This window comes from Nonlabens tegetincola (assembly GCF_002954355.1).
GTDB classification, from domain to species: Bacteria; Bacteroidota; Bacteroidia; order Flavobacteriales; family Flavobacteriaceae; genus Nonlabens; species Nonlabens tegetincola.
Genome location: NZ_MQVV01000017.1, coordinates 255,543 through 277,061 on the forward strand (window position 1 = coordinate 255,543; position 21,519 = coordinate 277,061).

The 21,519-nt window shown below is 36.3% G+C and carries 17 protein-coding genes; 7 read left to right on the forward strand and 10 right to left on the reverse strand.

What is annotated here, in order from left to right; genetic code table 11:
* Positions 1 to 22: 22 nt before the first annotated feature.
* Genes hemL through BST93_RS12790 form a run of 3 tightly spaced genes read right to left on the reverse strand, consistent with a single transcriptional unit; the run spans position 23 to position 3,088 of the window.
* Positions 23 to 1,315 (reverse strand): glutamate-1-semialdehyde 2,1-aminomutase, encoded by a 1,293-nt coding sequence (hemL, locus tag BST93_RS12780; protein WP_105019467.1) that lies wholly within the window; start codon positions 1,313 to 1,315, stop codon positions 23 to 25.
* On the reverse strand, positions 1,315 to 2,169 hold the full coding sequence (locus BST93_RS12785) for a glucosaminidase domain-containing protein (RefSeq protein ID WP_105019468.1): 855 nt from the start codon (positions 2,167 to 2,169) through the stop codon (positions 1,315 to 1,317). The genes hemL and BST93_RS12785 overlap by 1 nt, the downstream gene beginning before the upstream one ends.
* Positions 2,153 to 3,088, reverse strand: a complete 936-nt coding sequence (locus BST93_RS12790) for a 1-aminocyclopropane-1-carboxylate deaminase/D-cysteine desulfhydrase (protein WP_105019469.1) — start codon at positions 3,086 to 3,088, stop codon at positions 2,153 to 2,155. Before BST93_RS12790 ends, BST93_RS12785 begins: the two co-directional genes overlap by 17 nt.
* Before the next feature lie 411 nt (positions 3,089 to 3,499).
* Here BST93_RS12790 and BST93_RS14230 point away from each other — a divergent pair, with 411 nt between their 5' ends.
* The 4 genes from BST93_RS14230 (at position 3,500) to BST93_RS12810 (ending at position 7,865) form a co-directional block, all read left to right on the forward strand.
* Positions 3,500 to 3,661, forward strand: a complete 162-nt coding sequence (locus BST93_RS14230) for a C1orf53 family protein (RefSeq protein WP_181072639.1) — start codon at positions 3,500 to 3,502, stop codon at positions 3,659 to 3,661.
* Positions 3,661 to 5,685, forward strand: coding sequence for a urocanate hydratase (gene hutU, locus BST93_RS12800; protein ID WP_105019471.1), 2,025 nt, complete (start codon positions 3,661 to 3,663; stop codon positions 5,683 to 5,685). Before BST93_RS14230 ends, hutU begins: the two co-directional genes overlap by 1 nt.
* A gap of 51 nt (positions 5,686 to 5,736) precedes the next feature.
* Positions 5,737 to 6,270 carry a DUF4136 domain-containing protein gene (locus BST93_RS12805; RefSeq protein ID WP_105019472.1) on the forward strand — a complete coding sequence of 178 codons (534 nt, stop codon included), beginning with the start codon at positions 5,737 to 5,739 and terminating at the stop codon, positions 6,268 to 6,270.
* A gap of 191 nt (positions 6,271 to 6,461) precedes the next feature.
* The gene (locus BST93_RS12810) at positions 6,462 to 7,865 is read left to right on the forward strand and encodes a phage tail-like protein (RefSeq protein ID WP_105019473.1); all 1,404 of its coding nucleotides are present in this window, start codon (positions 6,462 to 6,464) and stop codon (positions 7,863 to 7,865) included.
* Between the two features lie 11 nt (positions 7,866 to 7,876).
* Here BST93_RS12810 and BST93_RS12815 read toward each other — a convergent pair whose 3' ends face one another.
* From BST93_RS12815 to BST93_RS12840, 6 genes are all read right to left on the reverse strand, one after another.
* Positions 7,877 to 8,299, reverse strand: coding sequence for an OsmC family protein (locus BST93_RS12815; RefSeq protein WP_105019474.1), 423 nt, complete (start codon positions 8,297 to 8,299; stop codon positions 7,877 to 7,879).
* A 3-nt stretch (positions 8,300 to 8,302) separates the two neighbouring features.
* Positions 8,303 to 10,381: an alpha-ketoacid dehydrogenase subunit alpha/beta gene (locus BST93_RS12820; RefSeq protein WP_105019475.1), complete on the reverse strand. Its 2,079-nt coding sequence runs from the start codon at positions 10,379 to 10,381 to the stop codon at positions 8,303 to 8,305.
* 57 nt (positions 10,382 to 10,438) lie between these two features.
* On the reverse strand, positions 10,439 to 11,764 hold the full coding sequence (locus tag BST93_RS12825; RefSeq protein ID WP_105019476.1) for a dihydrolipoamide acetyltransferase family protein: 1,326 nt from the start codon (positions 11,762 to 11,764) through the stop codon (positions 10,439 to 10,441).
* A 191-nt stretch (positions 11,765 to 11,955) separates the two neighbouring features.
* Positions 11,956 to 13,944 (reverse strand): DUF3352 domain-containing protein, encoded by a 1,989-nt coding sequence (locus BST93_RS12830; protein ID WP_105019477.1) that lies wholly within the window; start codon positions 13,942 to 13,944, stop codon positions 11,956 to 11,958.
* Between the two features lie 58 nt (positions 13,945 to 14,002).
* Positions 14,003 to 15,631 carry an acyl-CoA carboxylase subunit beta gene (locus BST93_RS12835; RefSeq protein WP_105019478.1) on the reverse strand — a complete coding sequence of 543 codons (1,629 nt, stop codon included), beginning with the start codon at positions 15,629 to 15,631 and terminating at the stop codon, positions 14,003 to 14,005.
* Between the two features lie 320 nt (positions 15,632 to 15,951).
* Positions 15,952 to 17,592 (reverse strand): SulP family inorganic anion transporter, encoded by a 1,641-nt coding sequence (locus BST93_RS12840; RefSeq protein WP_105019479.1) that lies wholly within the window; start codon positions 17,590 to 17,592, stop codon positions 15,952 to 15,954.
* 107 nt (positions 17,593 to 17,699) lie between these two features.
* Between BST93_RS12840 and BST93_RS12845 the strand changes: the two genes are divergently transcribed.
* The 3 genes from BST93_RS12845 to BST93_RS12855 are packed head-to-tail and all read left to right on the forward strand — an operon-like array spanning position 17,700 to position 19,704.
* Entirely contained in the window at positions 17,700 to 18,062 is a 363-nt protein-coding gene (locus tag BST93_RS12845; RefSeq protein ID WP_105019480.1) for a hypothetical protein, read from the forward strand.
* A gap of 24 nt (positions 18,063 to 18,086) precedes the next feature.
* Positions 18,087 to 19,073, forward strand: a complete 987-nt coding sequence (locus tag BST93_RS12850; RefSeq protein ID WP_105019481.1) for a DUF6588 family protein — start codon at positions 18,087 to 18,089, stop codon at positions 19,071 to 19,073.
* Positions 19,054 to 19,704, forward strand: a complete 651-nt coding sequence (locus tag BST93_RS12855) for an acyloxyacyl hydrolase (protein ID WP_181072641.1) — start codon at positions 19,054 to 19,056, stop codon at positions 19,702 to 19,704. Before BST93_RS12850 ends, BST93_RS12855 begins: the two co-directional genes overlap by 20 nt.
* Before the next feature lie 204 nt (positions 19,705 to 19,908).
* Here BST93_RS12855 and BST93_RS12860 read toward each other — a convergent pair whose 3' ends face one another.
* Entirely contained in the window at positions 19,909 to 21,363 is a 1,455-nt protein-coding gene (locus tag BST93_RS12860) for a vWA domain-containing protein (RefSeq protein WP_181072643.1), read from the reverse strand.
* Positions 21,364 to 21,519: the final 156 nt, after the last annotated feature.

A 21,519-nucleotide genomic window follows, 5' to 3' on the forward strand; every position in this document is an offset into this window, starting at 1 on the left:
CACTAAAGTAGCAAAAGTTATGCTACCAGCTTTTAACTACTTCCTGAGTAGCCTCAATAGTTCTGTCTAGATCTTGATAAGAAAGAGCATCATTTAAGAAGTAGCTTTCAAATGCACTAGGTGGCAAATAAATACCTCGTTCTAGCAATCCATGAAAATATTTTTTAAACCACTCATTGTTTCCTTTGGCTGCGCTTTCAAAATCCACTACTGGATCTGGAGTAAAATGAACTGACATCATCGATCCAAATCTATTAATCTGATACTCGATTCCCTTACTCTCTAGAACTTCTTGAATTCCCTTATGTAAATACTCCGTTTTTTGAGAAAGACTATCAAACACTTCTGGATGTTTATTCAAATGATCTAACATTGCATATCCGGCACTCATCGCTAGTGGATTACCACTTAATGTACCAGCCTGATAAACTGGACCTAGTGGCGCTAAATAATTCATAATTTCTTGACGTGCTGCAAATGCTCCTACAGGTAATCCGCCACCTATGACTTTACCATAGGTAACAATGTCTGCATTTACACCTGTTACCTCTTGTGCACCACCACGAGCTAGCCTAAAACCAGTCATCACCTCATCAAAAATGAGTAGTGCATTATTTTGATCACACAATTCTCTTAATCCTTGTAGAAATCCTTCCTGTGGTATTATACAACCCATGTTACCAGCAATAGGCTCTAGAATGATACAGGCAATTTGATCCTTATTATGCTCAAATAGCTGTGCAACCTGATCAAGGTTGTTGTACTGGGCAAGTAAAGTATCTTGAGCTGTTCCTTTTGTTACTCCAGGACTATTTGGACTCCCAAAAGTCACCGCACCACTACCAGCTTGAATTAAAAAGGAATCACTATGCCCGTGGTAGCAACCTGCAAATTTGATAATTTTATCTCGACCTGTGTAACCTCTAGCTAGCCTTACTGCACTCATACAAGCCTCGGTACCAGAGTTTACCATTCTAATTTGATCAATATTAGGAGCCATTTCAATGGCAAGAGCAGCAATTTTGGTCTCCAATTCAGTAGGCATACCATAGGAAGTACCACGGTCAACAGCCTCTTTTACCGAATTCACTACGGGCTCAAAGGCATGACCTAATATCATTGGACCCCATGAAGCTATATAATCTATAATTTCATGTCCATCCTCAGTTTGAAGATAAGCTCCTTTGGCGCTTTTGACATATACGGGATCACCGCCTACTGCGTTAAATGCTCGTACCGGTGAGTTTACACCACCAGGAATATATTTTTTTGCCTCATTAAATAAGGCACTACTACGTTGATAAATAAATGACATTAAAAATCTTTAGGAAGAGGTTCTACAAATAGTTCTTGACCTACACTAATAGTGTTGTCCTTTAAACCATTAAAGGCTTTCAATTGATCTACTGTAATATTATATTTTCTTGAAATACTATAAAGTGTGTCGCCGGCTACAACTTTGTGCGATGCTTGTACACTTGGTCTTACATCGGTGATAGTTCTGGTTTTAGAATCCGTAGGGTTTCCTAGTACCATATTATCGTACTTGTATAGCTCATAACGCTCAATTAAACTTATGAGTTTTTGAGGGTAACGTCTATCTGTGGCATATCCAGCAGCTCTTAAACCTTTGGCCCAACCTTGGTAATCATCTGGTTGTAATTTGAATAAACCTGCATATCTTTTCCTATCTCTCAAAAATAGAGAATGATCACGATAAGAATAGTCTGGATCATTATAGGTCCTAAAACATTCTTGCGCCTTATCATCATCATGATATATGCGTCCACCAGTCCATCCTTTATGACATTTTATTCCAAAGTGGTTGTTAGCCTCTACAGCTAGACGACCTTCACCAGATCCACTTTCTAGAATACCTTGAGCTAGCGTGATACTAGCTGGTATCTTATAAAGTTTCATCTCTCGCATGGCGGTATTAGCAAATAAATCTATGTAAGTGGACACCTTATCTTTACTATCAGGCTTTGTAGTTTTAGTAACCTTATCTTCTTCTTGTTGACCTATGGCTTGTGGCGTCGAATCTGGTTGAGTGACTGTTTGAGTTGTCTTTTTCTTCTTTGTAGTCACTACTTTTTTACTACCACCGCACGATGTTAATAGCATCACTCCAAAGAAAATGATCAGCAAATTTTTAAATTTCAAACTCATAAGTAATTTCTTCTCTTCTTTTTCTTTTCAACATTTGATTGTAACCAGCGATCGCCTGTAATCCTCCTGTATGAATTGCTAAAATACGAGAATCTTTAGGAAAAACACCTTTTAAAATAAGGTCTTCTAGATGGAACATCATTTTTGAAGTGTATATGGGATCAAGTGGTACTCCGCTTTCGCGAAAGCGTGAATTCATATATTTAATTAGTTCATTATCAGACCTTGCGTATCCTCCAAATCTATCCTCAGAAAACACTTGAAAATTAGAACGAAGAGTAAGCTTGTTTATTTCCTCCTTTAAAAAACCTCCCTTTAAGGCAGAAAACACTAAAACCTTTTGGTTAGGTGCGCTGCTTTCAATAATACCTGCTGCCGTTCCACCTGTTCCGCCAGCCACGGCAATAAAATCATAATGAGATTTATCTTGGTCGGTTAATATTTCTTTGGTTCCTTGAATTGCCAGTTGGTTAGTTCCACCTTCTGGGATAATCATAAGTTTACCGTGTTCCTTAAAAAGCTCTCGATAGTATTGATCATCCTTTTGCTTGTAAGATTCTCTAGTTACAAAGTGAAATTTCATTCCATTGTTGTGAGCCGTGAGTAAGGTATTATTACTTGCTAAGGTTTTTTTTAGATTTAAACCCAATTCCTCTCCTCTTATAATCCCGATACTAGATAAACCAGCAATTTTTGCAGCGGCGCTTGTGGCTGCTATATGATTTGAAAAAGCTCCTCCATATGTAACTAGGGTATTGATGGATTCTTCTTGTGCATGTAATATGTTATATTTTAATTTCCTAAGCTTATTACCAGATACTTCAGGATGCAATAAGTCTTCTCGCTTAATATCTATTAAAACGTTATTAAGTGTTTTAAAAAACTGATTTTCAGACTGTATTACTCCATAATCTTGCATAGGACAAAGGTAGCAAGCTAATAATGTAAAAAAGCATAGGGTTTTCGCTTTTTTAAGTATTGTAGCTCCGTTTCCATATAATAAGCTTCTTTTTCAAATCTTATTGATCTATAGGCTAGATCATGTGATTTACTAACTCTTAATATTAGATATTCCAACAGATACCATAAATAGAAAAAGACGATTAAAAGTTCCAGCTGTTGCCTGGCGTGAATTCTTTCATGATTCATAAAAACCGGATCATTTTTAAGCGATTTGGATTTGACTAATAAAAATGGATATAGCGTTATACCGTTATAATTTTTAAGAAATGAAATTTCGATCACTATCATAGTGATAAAGGTAGTATTTATTAAGTCAAAAGCCTATTATCCTTACGGTCATACCACCGTAAAATAGTATTTTTAAGCCATGAAAAAACATATTCCCCTTGAGGAAGGAGATTACTACTTAACACCAGAAGGGTATCGTTGTTTCACTGAACAATACCATTTAAAAAGAGGTTATTGTTGTGAAAGTGGATGCAGACACTGCCCATACGGTTACAATAAAAAAACAAACAGCCAGAAATAATGAACAACACTATTAATAACAACAGTCAGTTTGATTTAGACATATTTCAACAGAGTATAAAACAGGGTATTCCTGAATCTTTACCAGACCCATATGTCTATGACAACTCAGTAAACCATGCTCCTAAAAGAAAAAAAATTCTCAATAAAGAAGAAGAACAACTTGCATTGCGCAACGCACTCCGATATTTTAAACCTGAATTTCACTCCATTTTATTACCAGAGTTTAAACAGGAATTAGACGAGTATGGACGTATTTATATGTATCGTTTCATGCCTAAGGAAGAAATAAAAGCTAGATCTATCGACGATTATCCAGCTCGTTCTAAACAGGCTGCAGGAATAATGCTCATGATTCAAAATAACCTTGATCACGCGGTTGCACAGCATCCTCATGAACTTATCACTTACGGTGGTAATGGTGCTGTTTTTCAAAACTGGGCTCAATATTTACTCACTATGCAATATTTGAGCGAAATGACCGATGAACAAACTTTAGTCATGTACAGCGGTCACCCAATGGGGTTATTCCCTTCACATAAAAAGGCTCCTCGCTGTGTTGTTACAAATGGAATGATGATACCTAATTATTCTAAACCTGATGATTGGGAAAAATTTAATGCACTAGGTGTCTCCCAATACGGTCAAATGACAGCAGGATCCTACATGTATATAGGTCCTCAAGGAATCGTTCATGGTACCACAATAACTGTATTAAACGCCTTTAGAAAAATTGGAAAATCTCCATTAGGTAATGTATTTGTTACTTCTGGATTAGGAGGTATGAGTGGAGCACAACCAAAAGCTGGAAATATTGCAGGTTGTATCACCGTTTGTGCCGAAATGAATCCAAAGGCGGTACAAACTCGACATTCACAAGGATGGGTGGATATTGTAATTGACAACACACATGAGTTAGTAGAACGAGTAAAAGTTGCCCAACAACACAAGGAACCTTTATCAATTGCTTATCTAGGAAACGTCGTTCATGTATGGGAATCCTTCCATGAAGCAGGAATAGAAATTGCGATAGGTAGCGATCAAACTAGCTTACACAACCCATGGGCTGGCGGTTACTACCCGGTAGATCTATCTTTTGAACAGGCAAATAAAATGATGAGTGAACAACCTGAAGAATTTAAAAGTCAGGTTCAAAATTCTTTAAGAAGACACGTTGCTGCTGTGAATAAACATACTGATCAAGGAACCTATTTCTTTGATTATGGTAATGCCTTTTTATTAGAGTCCAGTCGTGCAGGAGCTAACATCAAAGGAGAAACTACAGAATTCAAATACCCATCATACGTACAAGATATAATGGGACCTATGTGTTTTGACTTCGGGTTTGGCCCATTTAGATGGGTTTGTGCTAGTAATGATCCTACAGATCTTAAAAAAACAGATGAAATTGCTACTCAAGTTTTAGAAAAACTAGCAGCAAACTCTCCACAAGAGATTAAACAACAAATGCAAGACAATATCCAATGGATTAAGGGCGCACAACAAAATCAACTTGTAGTAGGGTCACAAGCACGTATTTTATATGCAGATGCTTTAGGAAGAATAGAAATAGCCAAAGCTTTTAATCAAGCCATAGCGCAAGAAGAAATAGGCCCTGTAATTTTAGGCCGAGATCATCATGATGTATCAGGAACAGATTCACCGTACCGTGAAACATCAAACATTTATGACGGTTCTAGATTTACAGCAGACATGGCTATACATAATGTAATAGGCGATAGCTTCAGAGGTGCTACATGGGTTTCCATTCATAATGGCGGTGGTGTAGGCTGGGGCGAAGTAGTTAATGGTGGATTCGGCATGGTTATTGATGGTAGTAAAGAGGCTCAAAATAATTTGGAGAGCATGCTTTTCTGGGACGTTAATAATGGAATAGCAAGAAGAAACTGGGCTCGTAATGAAAATGCAACATTTGCGATTAAACGAGCAATGGAACTTAATCCAGATTTGAAAGTCACGTTACCAAATAAAGTAGACAGTAACTTAATTAAAAATATTAATTAGCAAATCGTGAAAGTTGTTATCGCTTTCGCGTAAGCGCAAAATCCAATAGCTATGAAACGATTTTTTACCCTTTTATTAATAACAATAGTAGCTGCTAGTTGTCAGACAGTACGAGTAACTCAAGATTATGATGTAAATGCAGATTTTAATAAGTATCAAACGTACGCCTACTACAAACAAGGTATTGACGAAGCCGATGTAAGCGAACTTGATAAAAAACGTATTCTTAGAGCTATTGATGCGAATATGCAAGCAAAAGGATTTACCAAATCTCAAAATCCTGATTTTATGATTAATATCTTCACTGATGCCAAGGAGCGTGTTGATGTGTATAACAACTGGGGTTGGAATGTCGGCTGGGGCTGGGGCTGGGGCGGCTTTTGGGGTGGCCCATGGAGCAATAGTGTAAATCGAGTTACCGAAGGCGTTCTTTATATAGATTTTATAGACACCAATAAAAAAGAGCTTATTTGGCAAGGTATAGGAACAGCGCCGTTAAAGACCACACCACAAGACAAAATAGAACGAACCAATGAAATGGTTAAAGAAATATTAGAGCAATTTCCACCAGAGCCAGCTAGATAACTTTTTTGGAATTAGTATTAAATAGGCTTCATTATCAAGGAATCACATCAAATAATCGTAAGTGTATTGAGAAAACCTCATCTATACATCTGATTTTTATACCCTTTAACTGAAATTAACAATAATACGTTGATAAATACGTGATTATGACATTTAAGTTTTTGATTTGTATAATCTAAAATGATAATGTTTTGAAATTAATTTCAGTTATTTTCCTTTTTTCTTTTGCCACGAGCTTAGCTCAGGTTGGTATAAACACCACTTCTCCTGCCGATGGTACTGCATTGGATATCTCATCATCTGATAAAGGAATATTAATTCCTAAAGTATCACTTAACTCAACTAATAGCTTAAGTGGAATAAATTTAGTAGGTAGCACACTTGAAGAAGGTGTTTTAGTTTATAATACAGCAACCACTTCCGGGACAAATGCCGTTTCACCCGGTTTTTATTATTGGAATGGTTCCAATAGCTGGATTTTATTAACCAATTTAAAAGATTGGTCGGTAGAAGGTAATAATGCCATTTCAACGGACAGGTTTGGTACAAATAATAACATCCCTGTTATCATTAAAACGAATAATAATGATAGATTTCAAATAACTACATCTGGTAGACTTTTGAGTTATTCTAATGGAACCGAATCGTTACCATCCTATTCATTTGCGAATAAAACTAATTCAGGAATGTATTTGAACGGATCCGATGAAGGCTTAATGTTTACAAGTGACGGGTATGACTTTTTGAAATTACAAAATTTTGGCACCTCTAGACAGATAACACTTAATCCTGATGGAGATGGTGATATGAGTCTGCAAATTCGAGGAGATTCAAATGTAATTCTTAGTGCAAACTCAAGTAGACATAATCTAGACGTAGGCTCTAATGCTAACCCAGAATACGCTTCGCTTGCCTTAAGTCAGAGTAATCGTGGACTTCTACTAAATAGAGTTAGTTTAACAGCTGCAAATAGTTTCAGTCCATTACCATCAAATCCAGCTTCAGGTACAATGGTTTACAATAGAAGTGAAAATTTAACTCCATCAGGATATCTTAACGATGTTCGCCAAGGTGTGTATGTATGGAATGGTAGTAGATGGATACCACAATTTGCAGAAACACGCTCAGCAAGGTTTGGTAATGCAGCAAATAGAACTCAAAATTTAAACGATTTCACTTCAAACGAATTAGAACTGTTTTCCTTTGCGGAATGGAATGATGATTATAGTTTATTTAACGTAAGCTACGGATCAGGCACAACAAGATTGACAATAGGAGAAGATGGAAGGTTTGAAATAAAGGTAAATATGTCAATAATTGTCGATTCAGGATCTACTAACGTTGACATTCAATTAGATGCTGAATTAAGGGTAGATCGAGGAGGAACCACAATATATCCAGGAACAACAACATCTAACAACTACATGAGAAATAGAAATGGTGTAACAACTTCTAGTATCAACATAAATGAACTTGTTGAATTAGAAGCAGGTGATCAAGTCTATATTCATGTAGAACAAACAGGGAACACGGGAACAGTTACCATGAGACCCGAGGCAGGAAGTAATTTTTTTACTATTAAAAAAATCAAATAAAACCTCTAAGGTTACTCAATATCGGTACCGTTTACTATTACTTTATAGTTAATCGCAACTACAGCATCAAAAGTTTTAGAAACACTACAGTATTTCTCAAAACTTAAAGCCGCTGCACGAGCAGCCTTTTTATCGTCTATATCTCCTTCCAGATGAATAGCACAAGTGATTGACTTAAATGGTTTTGCATGATCCAATTCAAATCGATCTCCTTGCACTTCAACTTTGTAACTAGTGATAGATTGACGTTGCTTTTTTAGAATATCAATAATATCAATTGCGCTACAGCCACCTACTCCCATTAAAACAAGTTCCATTGGACTTACTCCTTGTACAGGAGTTGCGCCACTATGATCGATCATTACTGTATTTCCTGAGGAGCCTATTGCTTCCATCAAAAAATCATCATTCTTACGTTCAATTTGAATTTTCATTACTTAATAATTCAATACCTTTTCAATCTTATTCTTTACCTTTTCAGTATTAGGAATCATGGTTTGCTCTAGCGTACTATTTAAAGGAATCGCAGGCATATTCTCACTTCCTATAAGCATTACTGGTGCGTCTAACTCTTTAAAACATTCTTCTTGAATACGACCTTGCAATCCTCGCGAAAACCCATTATCACTAGGTTCTTCGGTTACAATTAAACATTTACCGCATTTCTTTACACTGGTAAATACAGTCTGATAGTCCAACGGATGTAGAGTACGCAGATCGACTACCTCTACTCTATCCTGAACTCCTAATTCTTGAGTAGCATTCATAGCCCAGTGAACACCCATTCCATAGGTAATTATCGACAAGGTTTCCTCTTCCTCTTGTTTCCAAATTTCTTGTAAAACCCATGCTTTACCAAATGGCAGGACGTAATCCTCGCTAGGCTCTATGCTAGTTGCTCCTTTTGTCCCGGGCACTTTGGACCAATACAAACCTTTGTGTTCAAAAATCACCACAGGATTAGGATCGTAATAAGCTGCTTTCATCAGTCCTTTTAAATCGGCACCATTAGAAGGATATGCTATTTTAAGACCTCGTATATTGGTTATAACACTTTCTACAGATGATGAGTGATAAGGACCACCACTACCATAGGCACCTATAGGCACTCTTAAAATCATTGATACTGGCCATTTACCATTACTCAAGTAACATGATCTTGAAACCTCGGTAAATAATTGATTCAAACCTGGCCATATATAATCTGCAAACTGAACTTCAACTATTGGTTTCAATCCTACCGCACTCATTCCTACTGTACTACCTACTATGAAGGCTTCTTGAATAGGAGTGTTAAAAACTCGATTATCACCAAACTTTTGAGCTAGTGTAGCTGCTTCTCTAAAAACACCACCTAATCTTCCTCCTACATCTTGCCCATAAAGTAAGCATTCAGGATGCTTGCGCATCAATTCTTCAATAGCAAACAAGGCACAGTCCACCATGACTACTTTCTCTGCGTCCTTTGGCGATCGTTCTCCTTTTTCCTCAGTAATCGGTGTAGGTGCAAAATCATGCCTAAACAAATCTGCTGGTTCTGGGTCTGGTTGTTCTATTGCACTTTTGAGAGATTGCTCTACTTCTGCTTTCGCGAAAGCGTCCATCTCATCCAGTTCCAGCTCGCTAAATCCATATTTACCCATGAGCTCACGCATGCGTGGATAAGGGTCACGACTACGTGCCTCTTCAAGATCATCTCTATAAAACTCCATGCGAACACCGCTTGTATGATGATTAAGCAAAGGCACCTTGGCATGAACTACAAATGGTCTGCGTTCTGTCCTAATAGTTTCAATAACTTTTTCAAGGGTTTTATATGATTCCTCAAAGTCTGTCCCATCAATACTTACCGACTCTAAGCCATGAAACCCTGATGCATATTGAGCAGCATTTTGTGCGCGTGTTTCTGCTTCATTAGCACTTATATCCCAGCCATTATCTTGTACTAGATATAGAATAGGTAATTGTTTAAGGGCTGCCATTTGCCAGGCTTCCGCTATTTCACCTTCGGTTACACTGGCATCACCTAGTGAACAAACGACGATAGGCATGTCAACATCGTCATCTTGCTTCAATTCTTCAAGACTTTCCTTGTACCACATTCCCATTGCTACACCTGTTGCAGGAATTGCTTGCATTCCTGTTGCGCTACTTTGATGAGGAATTTTAGGCTTATCCTCGTCATTCAATGATGGGTGTGAGTAATAGGTACGACCACCACTGAAGGGATCATCTTTTTTAGCTAATAACTGTAGCATTAAATCATAAGGCTTCATACCTATTGCGAGCAGCATGGCATCGTCGCGATAGTAGGGAAATGCAAAATCTTGAGGTAGCAATTGCATTCCGATTGCAGTTTGTATCACCTCATGACCACGGCTAGTGGCATGTACATATTTTGAAACCAGCTTAAAATTGTCTTCGTAATGCTCTGCCATTGCTTTGGCAGTAACTAGATTACGATAGGCCTTTTTAAGGTTTTCCTTAAATTGAGTATCATTTATAAAATTACTCATATTAAATGTTTTACTTGTCCACATCACATTAATGATGTAGACAGTGATTTTATAGTGTTATAAATCTTTAAGATCAGGAACAAGAGCCATATTATCGGCTACCTTTTTCAAAAAGCTACCGCCTAAATAACCGTCAACAACACGGTGATCAAAACTTAAACTTAACATCATCATACTGCGAATCTCAATGCGATCTTCTCCATTTTCTGTGATTACTTCGGCACGCTTTTTAATAATCCCAGTTGCCAATATTGCGACTTCTGGTTGATTGATAATGGGTGTTCCCATTAAGGAACCAAAGGTCCCTACATTACTAATTGTAAAGGTGCTTCCTTTTATATCATCACCACCTAGTTTATTATCCCTAGCTAGCCCAGCAAGTCGATTTACATCGGCAGCTAGTTCAGGTAGTGTTTTTTGATCGGCATTTTTAACTACAGGCACTATTAAATTACCGGTAGGTAACGCCGTTGCCATCCCAACATTAATTTCCTCTTTTACGATAATGTTTTTGCCATCCAGACTACTATTAATCATTGGAAATTCTTTGATAGCGCTGGCAACAGCCTTAACGAATAATGGCGTAAAGGTCAGTTTGTTGCCGTGTTTTTCTTGGAATTCGTTTTTCACGCTTTCGCGAAAGCGTACTACATCAGTCAAATCTGCTTCAACATAGGCAGTAACATGTGGACTAGTGTGTTTACTGTACACCATGTGATCTGCAATCATGCTGCGCATGCGGTCCATTTCTACAATACGACCAGTTCCTTTGTCTAAATTGAGTTGGGGAATTCTATATGCTGTTGGGTCTGGTTCTGGCGATACTGATTGTGCAAATTGATAAGGCCTGCCTTCATTCAAATATTGTATTACATCACTCTTGCGTAGACGATTATCTTTACCAGTGCCGGGAATACGAGCTAATTCCTCATACGAAATATGATGCTCTCTTGCTATACTTTCTACTAACGGGCTTATGAACCTATCAACATTGACAAATGAGGTTTGAGAATTACTAATTGAACTGGTTACGGCTTTTTTAGGCTTGAGAGGTGTTTGTTTTGGTTTCTCAGAACTCGTTTTTTGAGGTGCTTTTTGTGCGGAATTGTCTGTTTTTTTTGTTGAACTTACTGCTCCTTCTACTGGCTCAAATCGAGCAATCACAGCGCCTATTTCAACCACGTCTCCTGAATTGAATAAATGCTCCTGCATAATACCACTAGCAGTCGCAGGTACTTCATTATCAACTTTATCAGTACCTACTTCAACAAGAATATCTCCTTCTTTAAAGGATTCTCCTGGTTGTACCATCCAATTGAGTACAGTTCCTTCGGTTATACTTTCACCCATTTTGGGTAAAACAAAATCTTCCATTTTTGCCATGGGATAAAAATAAGAAAACTAACGGTTGTTAGCTTACTTATAATTCTTAAAGTAGTAATATTTTTAGGTATGAAATAGACTAAAAAATCAAAAGCTTTTTTAATCATTTTTGATTCAATGTTGGTTTATTGGTTAGTAGTAAGCATCAAATTTTACTTTACGGCATGTAATATTTAATCTAGTAAATAGGGCTAAAAGCTTTTTTGGTGAAAGCGTTTTCCATTAGGATAGAAGGCTTTCCATTTGCCAATTTGCTTACCTAGTTTAAAGCGTCCAGAAATTTTCAACTCACCAGTGATATAATATTCTCTATATCTACCGTTAGGTAAACCATCACTTAAAGGAACTTTGAATTTAAGCTGACCATTTGAGTAGAATTGCTCATAATCACTAGCGGTAAAATCTGAAGGAAATAGGTCAAGCTGAAATATTGTTTCTTTATCTAGATTTACCACATTGCGCACCAACTCAATTCCTGGTGAAACCTGTTGCTCTAATTCTTGCACCTGATTATCATAATCAGGATCATATCTCATTACAGCTCTTGTTTTAAATAAATCCTCCTTTGCCTTTAACTCAAAACCTAGTTGGGTAAATTGAGAGTAAAAATCGTGTTGCTTATTAAGCAGTAGTTGAGTTTCTTTATTTAAGTATTCACTTCCTACATGAGCTAGTTTATTAGTATCTATATAAAAAAACACGTTGCTTTGGGTACTGAATTCATCAATAAAATCCATGTAATAATCGCTGTAAATCAAAGTGTTTTTGTCCTCGTAATCATCAATCATCTTTTTGAGTGTTACTGGACTGTTAGAAAAGACTATATAGTCATCAATAACTGTATAATATGGTTTTTCAATTCGTTCAAACATTCCTCCTAACACCCATTTAAAAAACCCTTTTATATCAAGAAAATTTATGGCATGTTGTTTATAATTAACCGTCTTGAACATGACAGGAGATTTTTTACGAATTTGTTCTTGAACAAATCGTAGCCGCTCCTGCATTACATCCTCGTCGTTATATTTAATGGCAGCTATTATACTTTCTTGGTTATTCTTATAATTAGAATTATTGCTATTATCTAATGTAGCAAAAGCAAATTCATCATCCCACCAAGAGTACATATCACGATCTAGATCTATATCCAGAAATTCCTCTATCTTCTTTTTACCATTTTCATATTCTTCAACTGTTTTATTTTCTTGTTTCTTTAAAATTGAAATAAAATCCTGTTGCAGAGATTGAAAATTATCAAACCCAAAACTTACATAAAGTGCGGTATCATTTGGCAAAACAGTAGTGGCATCTAAGCTACCTGTTCCAGAATTGTCTAATGCTTTTATAAAGGCTTGTGCAGTCGAATTACCGCTTATATAACCAGTTGCTTTTAACCATCGATCACTTTCTTCTTCTATTAGAAAACCGCTGTAATAAAAATTTCTTTCAAGAATATCAATAATATCACTGGATTCATTAACAAAAAGACCATAGTAATTACTGAGCTGATTGTGATTCAAGTAAAACCTGAATAAGCCATCATCTTGAATTTCATTTTTCACTTTTATGAAATTCAAGTCGGTACTTAATTTAGGATTTTTGCTTGTGGTAATACTTCTTTCAACCAGTCGAGGTGTGTAACTTGCTACTAATTGATTTTCTATAAAGGTTATTCTAAGAACCTCATTTGTATTTGTATCCAATATCTCTTGAATTACATGTCCTTTAAATTCTCTTTTAGAAACACTGTAATTCTCATTTACCAACTGGCTAATGTTATTTTTAATCAAATCAATTTTTGAATACTGCCTTAGATCGGCTACGTATAAAAACCCGTAATCATCAAAACTGATTTTATGAGCACTTATAATAAGATCTCTATCTCCTATTTTATTAAATAAATTTCTTTCTGACTGAAAAAGAGAATCCAATGAGTTTAACTTCTCACTCATCAATGCAATTTGCTCATTCGATTGCAAATGATCCCATAATTCACTTTGAGAAAGAATTTCTAAATTACTAATAGGTTCGCGCGTTTCAATTATAAACATCGCATCATGAGGTACAAGATGAAAAGCGTTTATACGATCTGGTTCAAAAACAAACCAACTCGCGACCTTGTAAACTATAAAAGCTAAAAGGGCAAATAGCGCAATTTTAAAATACCTCTTTATGGTCATTGTAGGATTTAGCCTTTGGATCAAGATAATAACTACAGATCATGTAGCAATATTATAATTATGTCTGTATCACCCCAAGATTAAAATCCTTTTCAATAGGTGCATGATTTGCGGCTTCTATTCCCATAGAAATCCACTTGCGTGTATCGCGCGGATCTATAATAGCATCAGTCCATAATCGTGCAGCTGCATAATAAGGAGAAACCTGATCGTCATATCTATTTTTGATTTTGTCAAACAGTGCTTTTTCATCTGCTTCACTCAGTTTCTCACCCGATTTTTCTAGCGATGCTTTTTCAATTTGCATGAGTACTTTAGCAGCGCTATTTCCAGACATTACTGCCAGTTCTGCGCTAGGCCATGCGACGATTAATCTAGGATCATAGGCTTTACCGCACATAGCATAATTACCAGCACCATAACTGTTTCCTACTACTACAGTGAATTTAGGAACCACGCTATTTGAAACTGCATTTACCATTTTGGCACCATCTTTTATGATTCCACCGTGTTCTGACTTGGAACCTACCATAAAGCCAGTCACGTCTTGTAAGAAAACTAAAGGTATTTTCTTTTGGTTACAGTTGGCAATAAAACGAGTTGCTTTATCGGCGCTATCACTATAGATAACACCACCAAATTGCATTTCACCTTTTTTGGTTTTTACAATTTTCCTTTGGTTAGCCACTATACCAACTGCCCATCCATCAATTCTAGCATATCCAGTTACGATGGTTTGGCCATAGCCAGATTTATATTCTTCAAATGTATCCGCATCGATCATACGATTGATGATATCCATCATATCATATTGATCACTACGCTTTCGCGGAAGCGTACCAAATAACTCTTCTGGATCCAGAGAAGGTTCTACTGATTCCTTTCTATTGAAACCAGCCTTTTCAAAGTCTCCAATTTTGTCAAAAATATTCTTGATTTTATCTAAGGCATCTTTATCGTCGCTAGCCTTATAATCAGTAACACCGCTTATTTCACAGTGAGTAGTTGCACCACCTAAGGTTTCATTATCGATACTTTCTCCAATGGCTGCTTTAACCAAATAGCTTCCAGCTAAAAAAATACTACCTGTTTTATCAACTATAAGAGCCTCATCACTCATTATAGGTAAGTAAGCACCACCAGCAACACAGCTACCCATAACAGCAGCAATTTGAGTGATTCCCATACTACTCATAACTGCGTTATTACGAAAGATGCGACCAAAATGTTCCTTATCTGGGAATATTTCATCTTGCATAGGTAAGTACACTCCTGCACTATCTACCAAATAGATAATCGGTAATTTATTTTCAATGGAAATTTCTTGGGCTCTAAGGTTCTTCTTACCCGTAATAGGAAACCAGGCTCCTGCTTTAACCGTAGCGTCATTTGCGACTACGATAACTTGTTTACCTTGAACATGACCAATTTTAACTACTACTCCACCGCTAGGACAACCACCATGTTCCTCATACATTCCTTCACCAGCAAAGGCTCCTATTTCAATAGCATTGGATGGATCATCCAATAAATAATCGATTCTTTCTCTTGCAGTAAGCTTACCTTTAGCATGGAGCTTATCAATGCGTTTTTGCCCACCGCCTAATGAAACTTGAGCAAATCTTTTTTTGAGAGTACTTAATAGTAATTTATTGTGATCTTCGTTTTTATTAAAGTTGATATCCATCGATTGCGTAGTTTTCCCAAAAATAGCAAATCTCAACCTGAAACGCAGAATATAACTGGTTTAAACAAGAATTAACATGAATTCAAAAGCCCTTATTAATCAATGAATTAAAACGTAAGCCTCAAGTCTAAAAACTTAAAATTATGTTAATGAGAGTTCAACACAATTGATTTAAATCACTTCTCGTAACATTATCCAAATTATTATTACGTGAAAATCCATGCAACAATGCCATACATTGCACGCATTCTGTGTTAATCAATAATAAGAATTAAATCTACCTGAGAAGTGTTTAAAGAGGAAGGTTAAAATATTCTTCCTTAAACCTCTGCATCTAATAAATCGGTAGCAATATGGTACCGTGGATCCTCAACACTGCTTTCAATAATAGTATCAAATTCAGGATTACGACGCATGAGTAATTCTTTACACTCAGGACTTAAATGGGTCAGCTTCACTTCTTTTCCTTGTGCTTGATATTTATTTACAACCTCTCGTAGTGCTTCAATTCCTGAATGATCCTGAACCCTAGATTCAATAAAATCTATTTTAATTTTTTGTGGATCATTTTTAGGATCAAATTTCTTATTAAAATCAGTCACTGATCCAAAAAATAATGGGCCCCAAATTTCATACACCTTGGTTCCATCATCTTCAATACGTTTTCTCGCTCTAATTCTTTTGGCACTTTCCCAAGCAAAAACAAGAGCACTTATAATTACACCTACAAAAACAGCAATTGCAAGATCAAAAATAACTGTAACTACTGATACAGTTATCAGAACAGCAGCATCAGATTTTGGAATTTTATTAAGTATCCTGAAACTTGACCAAGCAAAGGTGTCAATAACCATCATAAACATTACACCTATCAACGCTGCGATGGGAACTTGCTCTATTAGTTTATCTGTAAACAGTAAAAACGTTAACAAGGTAATTGCCATCATAACCCCAGAAAGTCTACCACGACCACCGGCATTAATATTAATTACTGTTTGACCAATCATTCCACAACCACCTGTTCCTCCGAAAAGTCCACTCACAATATTACCTGCACCTTGCGCCACACATTCTCGATTACCACTACCACGTGTCTCGGTAAGTTCATCGACTAAATTCATGGTCATCAAGGATTCAATTAAACCAACCGCAGCGGCAAGAAAAGCATAAGGAAGGATGAATTGAAAAGTTTTAAAATTGATTGGTAAGTTGCTCCAAAGATCAGTATTAAAAGTAGGTAATTCACCCTTTAAACCTGTCCCACCACCTTCAATTATGTAGGAACCTACTGTACTTACCTCCATACCGCTTATCACAACAACAGCAGTTGTAACTATGATTGCCGTTAATGCAGCTGGTATCTTTTTAGTAAGTTTAGGTAATAACCATATAATTCCCATGGTTAATAACACAAGCGCAATCATCGTCCACAATTCAGTTCCTTGCATGTAGGTGGATACATATCGTGTAACTCCATCTTCTCCCACAACCGGATTTTTATGTGAAAACATTTTTACTTGCGCGATAAAAATCACTACCGCAAGACCATTCACAAATCCCATCATTACTGGATGTGGTATTAACCTAACAAATTTACCTATCTTAAAAACACCTGCTCCTATTTGAATAACACCCATTAAGATTACCGTGGCAAAAAGGTAGTAAAAACCCATATTTTCTACTGGGTTTTCAAAGGCCATACCCTTTTCATGACCTTTGATGATAAGATCAACAAATATCACTGCAACAGCACCAGCAGCACCCGATATTAAACCAGGACGACCACCGAATAAAGCAGTTATTAATCCTATTATGAACGCTCCTGAAAGTGCCACTAATGGGTCTATACCAGCCACAAATGCAAAGGCCACTACCTCTGGAATCATAGCTAGCGATACCGTAATTCCCGCAAGAATATCGTTTTTAGGAGATTTTGTAAAGTTGTTGAAAATTTTAGCCATGCTTGTGAACTGCTGTATTTTAAAGGGCGCAAAGGTAATCGCTTTTTAAGGTTTATAAAACCTTGAATAAGTTATTTATATTTGAAAACCAGTTAACCAAGAACTTCATGAACTTATACACAAGGTGTACCAGTTGTGGCAACCATTTCAATTTAAAGATTAAGGGAAAAGATCGTGTTGAAATCAAAATGAAATACGGTGATTCAATTGCGTCACAGTGCAGTCATTGCCACACACAACAATCAACACCAATTAAAAAGATTAAAGCCGAAACAAATCAGCTTATCATCTCGATAGGATTTATAATAGGAGCTGTAGCATTCTTAAGTACATTTTTCTTTATAGGTAAATATTTGGCACTAGGTAAAGCAGTTTATTTCATTTATGGTGGTTTAACCTCTTTACCGTTTTTATTATGGCGTATTGAAGAGAAGTCTGTCAGGAGTTTTAATAGTACCAACGTAAAATAAGGTGAATTCCTTAAAAATCAATCTATGAAAAAATATGTCCCGTTAGTTATTGTTTTCCTCGCTTTCGCGAAAGCGGAAACACTACGAGCTCAAAATGATATTGAAGTTGTTTTAGAAGATTTACTTGTCTATCTGGATGGGTATATTGAACCAGCAGCTGAAGCCAGTGTTACGCAAGCAGGAGCAGCCTGGTATTACAGTGCTAAAGCACTACCAAAATTTAAGACGAGCATAGGCTTACATGCTAATGCGCTAGTTGCTCCTGAGAAAAAGCAATTCTTCACAGTAAATAACGATAAATTTAACAATTTGAGAATACGAGGCGGCACAGAGGCTAAAATACCTACTGCCTTAGGTCCGGAACAACGAACGTTTTTTGACTTTACCGTTGAAGGTGAAGAGTATGAACTTCAAGTTTTTGAAGGCATATCATCCGAAGTACTAGGACATCCATTTTTACAAGCTAACGTGGGTTTATGGGCCGAAACTGAATTGCTTGTAAGATTTGCGCCAAAAATCACCTTGGATAAATCTAATTTTAGTTTATACGGTCTTGGGCTTAAACATAATTTAAGCCAATATTTCTTTGGTTCAAATCGTGATTTTGAGCTAGCAGTTCTAGCCAATTATTCTCTTTTTGATTTTAATTTAATATTTGACCCTTATACTATAGAATCAAATCAAGGAACAGCGCTTACAACTATTGATGGTGCTTTAATTGACTCGCATGCTGTTATTGTCCAATTAATTGCAAGTAAGGATTATAACAATTGGACATTTTCTAGTGGTGTAGGTTATACAAATAGTTGGATTGATTATCGACTTACGGGAAGTGAAGGTACGTTTCTGAACTTATTTAACCAGGTCCTCGTAGCTCTTGGTGAGACTAAACAGTCTTATCGATTTGATCTAGGTGCCACTTACAACTGGAATAAATGGAGTGTCACATCTCAATTAAGTGTGGCTCATTATGCTAATTTAAGTTTAGGTGGTGTTTACAAGATCAATTAATAATTTCATTTTCTTACTTGTTTCAATAGTAAGTATATCGGTTCAAGCACAAGAAACTTCATCAGAAAAATCGGCTAGAAACAGGAAAATCGGTATCGGATATGGCTGGCACACACAGCAATCTTTTCCTGGAACGAGCAACGATTATATTTATGAAACAAAGTCGGCTCACATATTTTATGAATGGCAGCAATGGCAAAGTGGCAAATGGACCTTTCACACCTCAATTGAGACGGCACTATATCAGGTAGATCATAAATTGCTTAATTTTTATTTTATCACACCCGATCAAGAAAACTTTCAAGAAAGACGTGATCGATTCACACAGGCAAGATCATTTAACGAATACGTAGCACATACAGGACTGAAAACAGTTTACAACTGGAATTTTGAAATAAAACCATTTATTCAAATTCGTATAGGTCCTATGTACGGCACACAAACTACCGAAAGGCTGAAACGAGGTTTTTCTTTTTCAGATGTTTTGAGTATTGGAACACAATATCAAGTAGATGAGCATGAATTTATAATAACCTATAGCTTAAGACATATCTCAAATGCAGGTTTAAAATTTCCTAATAGCGGTCACAACAGTTCAGGATTTCAAATAAGTTATGCTTACTTATTCTAGAAATAAGTTTAATTAACTTATTAAACTCTTAAAAATTCACACAACTTTATTACGAGATTACTGTTTAATTAGCACTTCTATCCTACTCTATCCTATAATTTTACATCATCTTAGAATACAATTAAGTAGTAATTATTGTACAAAAAAAGGGATGCTGTGCTTGCATCCCTTTTTCATTGATAACCTAATATAAACTCAATACCATTAAAGTCTATCAGCAAGTTGAACAAGCTCTTTAAACTCTTGAATGTATCCATGTGGATCACTCAATTGTACCGACTGTAAAACCTGTTCTATATCACCGTAATTGAAACTGCCTTTATAGCTAGAGTTCCTAAGATTCATTCCAAAACTAGCTGCAGCAGCACCTAATTTTTGCTGTGATGAGCTCGCATTAAAATCAAGATTAGAATCTAAGAGTTCTTCCACTAGTAAATTGCTGGTTGAGTTAACTGGCTCTTTATATCTTAGATTAACCTTGAGACTAGGTTGATTAGCACTTCCTGCTGTTGATGCAGGTGCAATCTCATAAAAGGCGGTAATGGATTGCCCGCGACCTATTTCCCCAGCATCTTCCTCGTCATCCTCAAACTGATCATCTTGTAGCAATCTGTTTGCATATCCAATAAGTCGATAACTTTGCACTTCAGTTGGAGAAAATTCTACTTGAATTTTTACATCCTGAGCAGCGGTAAAAAATTTGTTTCGTTCGTGAACAAAAACTTTCAGCAACTGTTCTGTTTTGTCAATATATTCATAGGTCCCATTTCCTTTATTAGCCAATTGCTCTAAGGTTCCTTCATTTAAATTTCCTCTACCTACACCTAAAGCTGTTAGAAAGACACCTGATTCTTTTTTATCTTCTATAAGTTCAATAAGACCTTCTTGATCAGATACTCCAATATTAAAATCACCATCGGTACCTAGAATCACTCTATTATTTCCATTATTTATATAATAGGATTGTGCTATTTCATAAGCCGTAATGATACCTCTTGCACCTGCAGTTCCACCACCAAAACCTAAATCGTCAATAGCTTGTTTTATTCTTATTTTATCACTTCCTGGAGCGCCATCTAAAACCACCCTATCTGCACCAGCATAAGTAACAATTGAAACAATATCATCATCATTGAGTTCATCCACCAAAAATTTAAACCCAGATTTAAGCAAACCAAGTTTATCTGGCGAAGACATACTTCCTGAGACATCAATTAAAAAAACATAATTACTACCTGCAACGGTTGTAAGATCAATATCCTTTCCTTTTATACCTATTCTAGCAAGCTTATGTCCATTTGTCCAAGGACAGCTTGTAATCTCTCCATTTATAGTTATAGGACTAGTTGAAAAATCATCATCATAATTCATATCAAAATAATTAATGATTTCTTCAGTGCGCACAGCATTAACAGGTGGCAAAACCGCTTCCTGCTGTAAAAAGCGCCTTACATTAGAATAAGATCCACCGTCGGCATCTATTGAGAATGTAGAAATTGGAAATTCAGTAACGTCAAGAAAAGGATTTTCTGTAACTTCATTATACTGATCGCCTGAAAATGGTTCTGGGAATGACGAGTCATTGTAAAACATTCCTTGATCCTCACAAGAAATCACAAAAAATAGTGTAATAATTAAAAGTGATAGTAATTTTTTCATGGTTGCGTTTTTAGAATAGATCCACATTTCCTTAAAAGGTTGCGTAAAAGAGTATATCATTTATGAAGAAAGGAACCTAAATAAGGATCTTCACAAAAACGCTAGTACAAGTAAATTAAAACGCGCTAAAAAAAAATCCCGATCTGATATCAGATC

What these genes read in the sequence shown, in the direction of transcription:
- hemL (WP_105019467.1), bottom strand. Translation starts at nt 1,315, where the DNA reads ATGTCATTTATTTATCAACGTAGTAGTGCCTTATTTAATGAGGCAAAA.
- BST93_RS12785 (WP_105019468.1), bottom strand. Translation starts at nt 2,169, where the DNA reads ATGAGTTTGAAATTTAAAAATTTGCTGATCATTTTCTTTGGAGTGATG.
- BST93_RS12790 (WP_105019469.1), bottom strand. Translation starts at nt 3,088, where the DNA reads ATGCAAGATTATGGAGTAATACAGTCTGAAAATCAGTTTTTTAAAACA.
- BST93_RS14230 (WP_181072639.1), top strand. Translation starts at nt 3,500, where the DNA reads ATGAAAAAACATATTCCCCTTGAGGAAGGAGATTACTACTTAACACCA.
- hutU (WP_105019471.1), top strand. Translation starts at nt 3,661, where the DNA reads ATGAACAACACTATTAATAACAACAGTCAGTTTGATTTAGACATATTT.
- BST93_RS12805 (WP_105019472.1), top strand. Translation starts at nt 5,737, where the DNA reads ATGAAACGATTTTTTACCCTTTTATTAATAACAATAGTAGCTGCTAGT.
- BST93_RS12815 (WP_105019474.1), bottom strand. Translation starts at nt 8,299, where the DNA reads ATGAAAATTCAAATTGAACGTAAGAATGATGATTTTTTGATGGAAGCA.
- BST93_RS12820 (WP_105019475.1), bottom strand. Translation starts at nt 10,381, where the DNA reads ATGAGTAATTTTATAAATGATACTCAATTTAAGGAAAACCTTAAAAAG.
- BST93_RS12825 (WP_105019476.1), bottom strand. Translation starts at nt 11,764, where the DNA reads ATGGCAAAAATGGAAGATTTTGTTTTACCCAAAATGGGTGAAAGTATA.
- BST93_RS12830 (WP_105019477.1), bottom strand. Translation starts at nt 13,944, where the DNA reads ATGACCATAAAGAGGTATTTTAAAATTGCGCTATTTGCCCTTTTAGCT.
- BST93_RS12835 (WP_105019478.1), bottom strand. Translation starts at nt 15,631, where the DNA reads ATGGATATCAACTTTAATAAAAACGAAGATCACAATAAATTACTATTA.
- BST93_RS12840 (WP_105019479.1), bottom strand. Translation starts at nt 17,592, where the DNA reads ATGGCTAAAATTTTCAACAACTTTACAAAATCTCCTAAAAACGATATT.
- BST93_RS12845 (WP_105019480.1), top strand. Translation starts at nt 17,700, where the DNA reads ATGAACTTATACACAAGGTGTACCAGTTGTGGCAACCATTTCAATTTA.
- BST93_RS12850 (WP_105019481.1), top strand. Translation starts at nt 18,087, where the DNA reads ATGAAAAAATATGTCCCGTTAGTTATTGTTTTCCTCGCTTTCGCGAAA.
- BST93_RS12860 (WP_181072643.1), bottom strand. Translation starts at nt 21,363, where the DNA reads ATGAAAAAATTACTATCACTTTTAATTATTACACTATTTTTTGTGATT.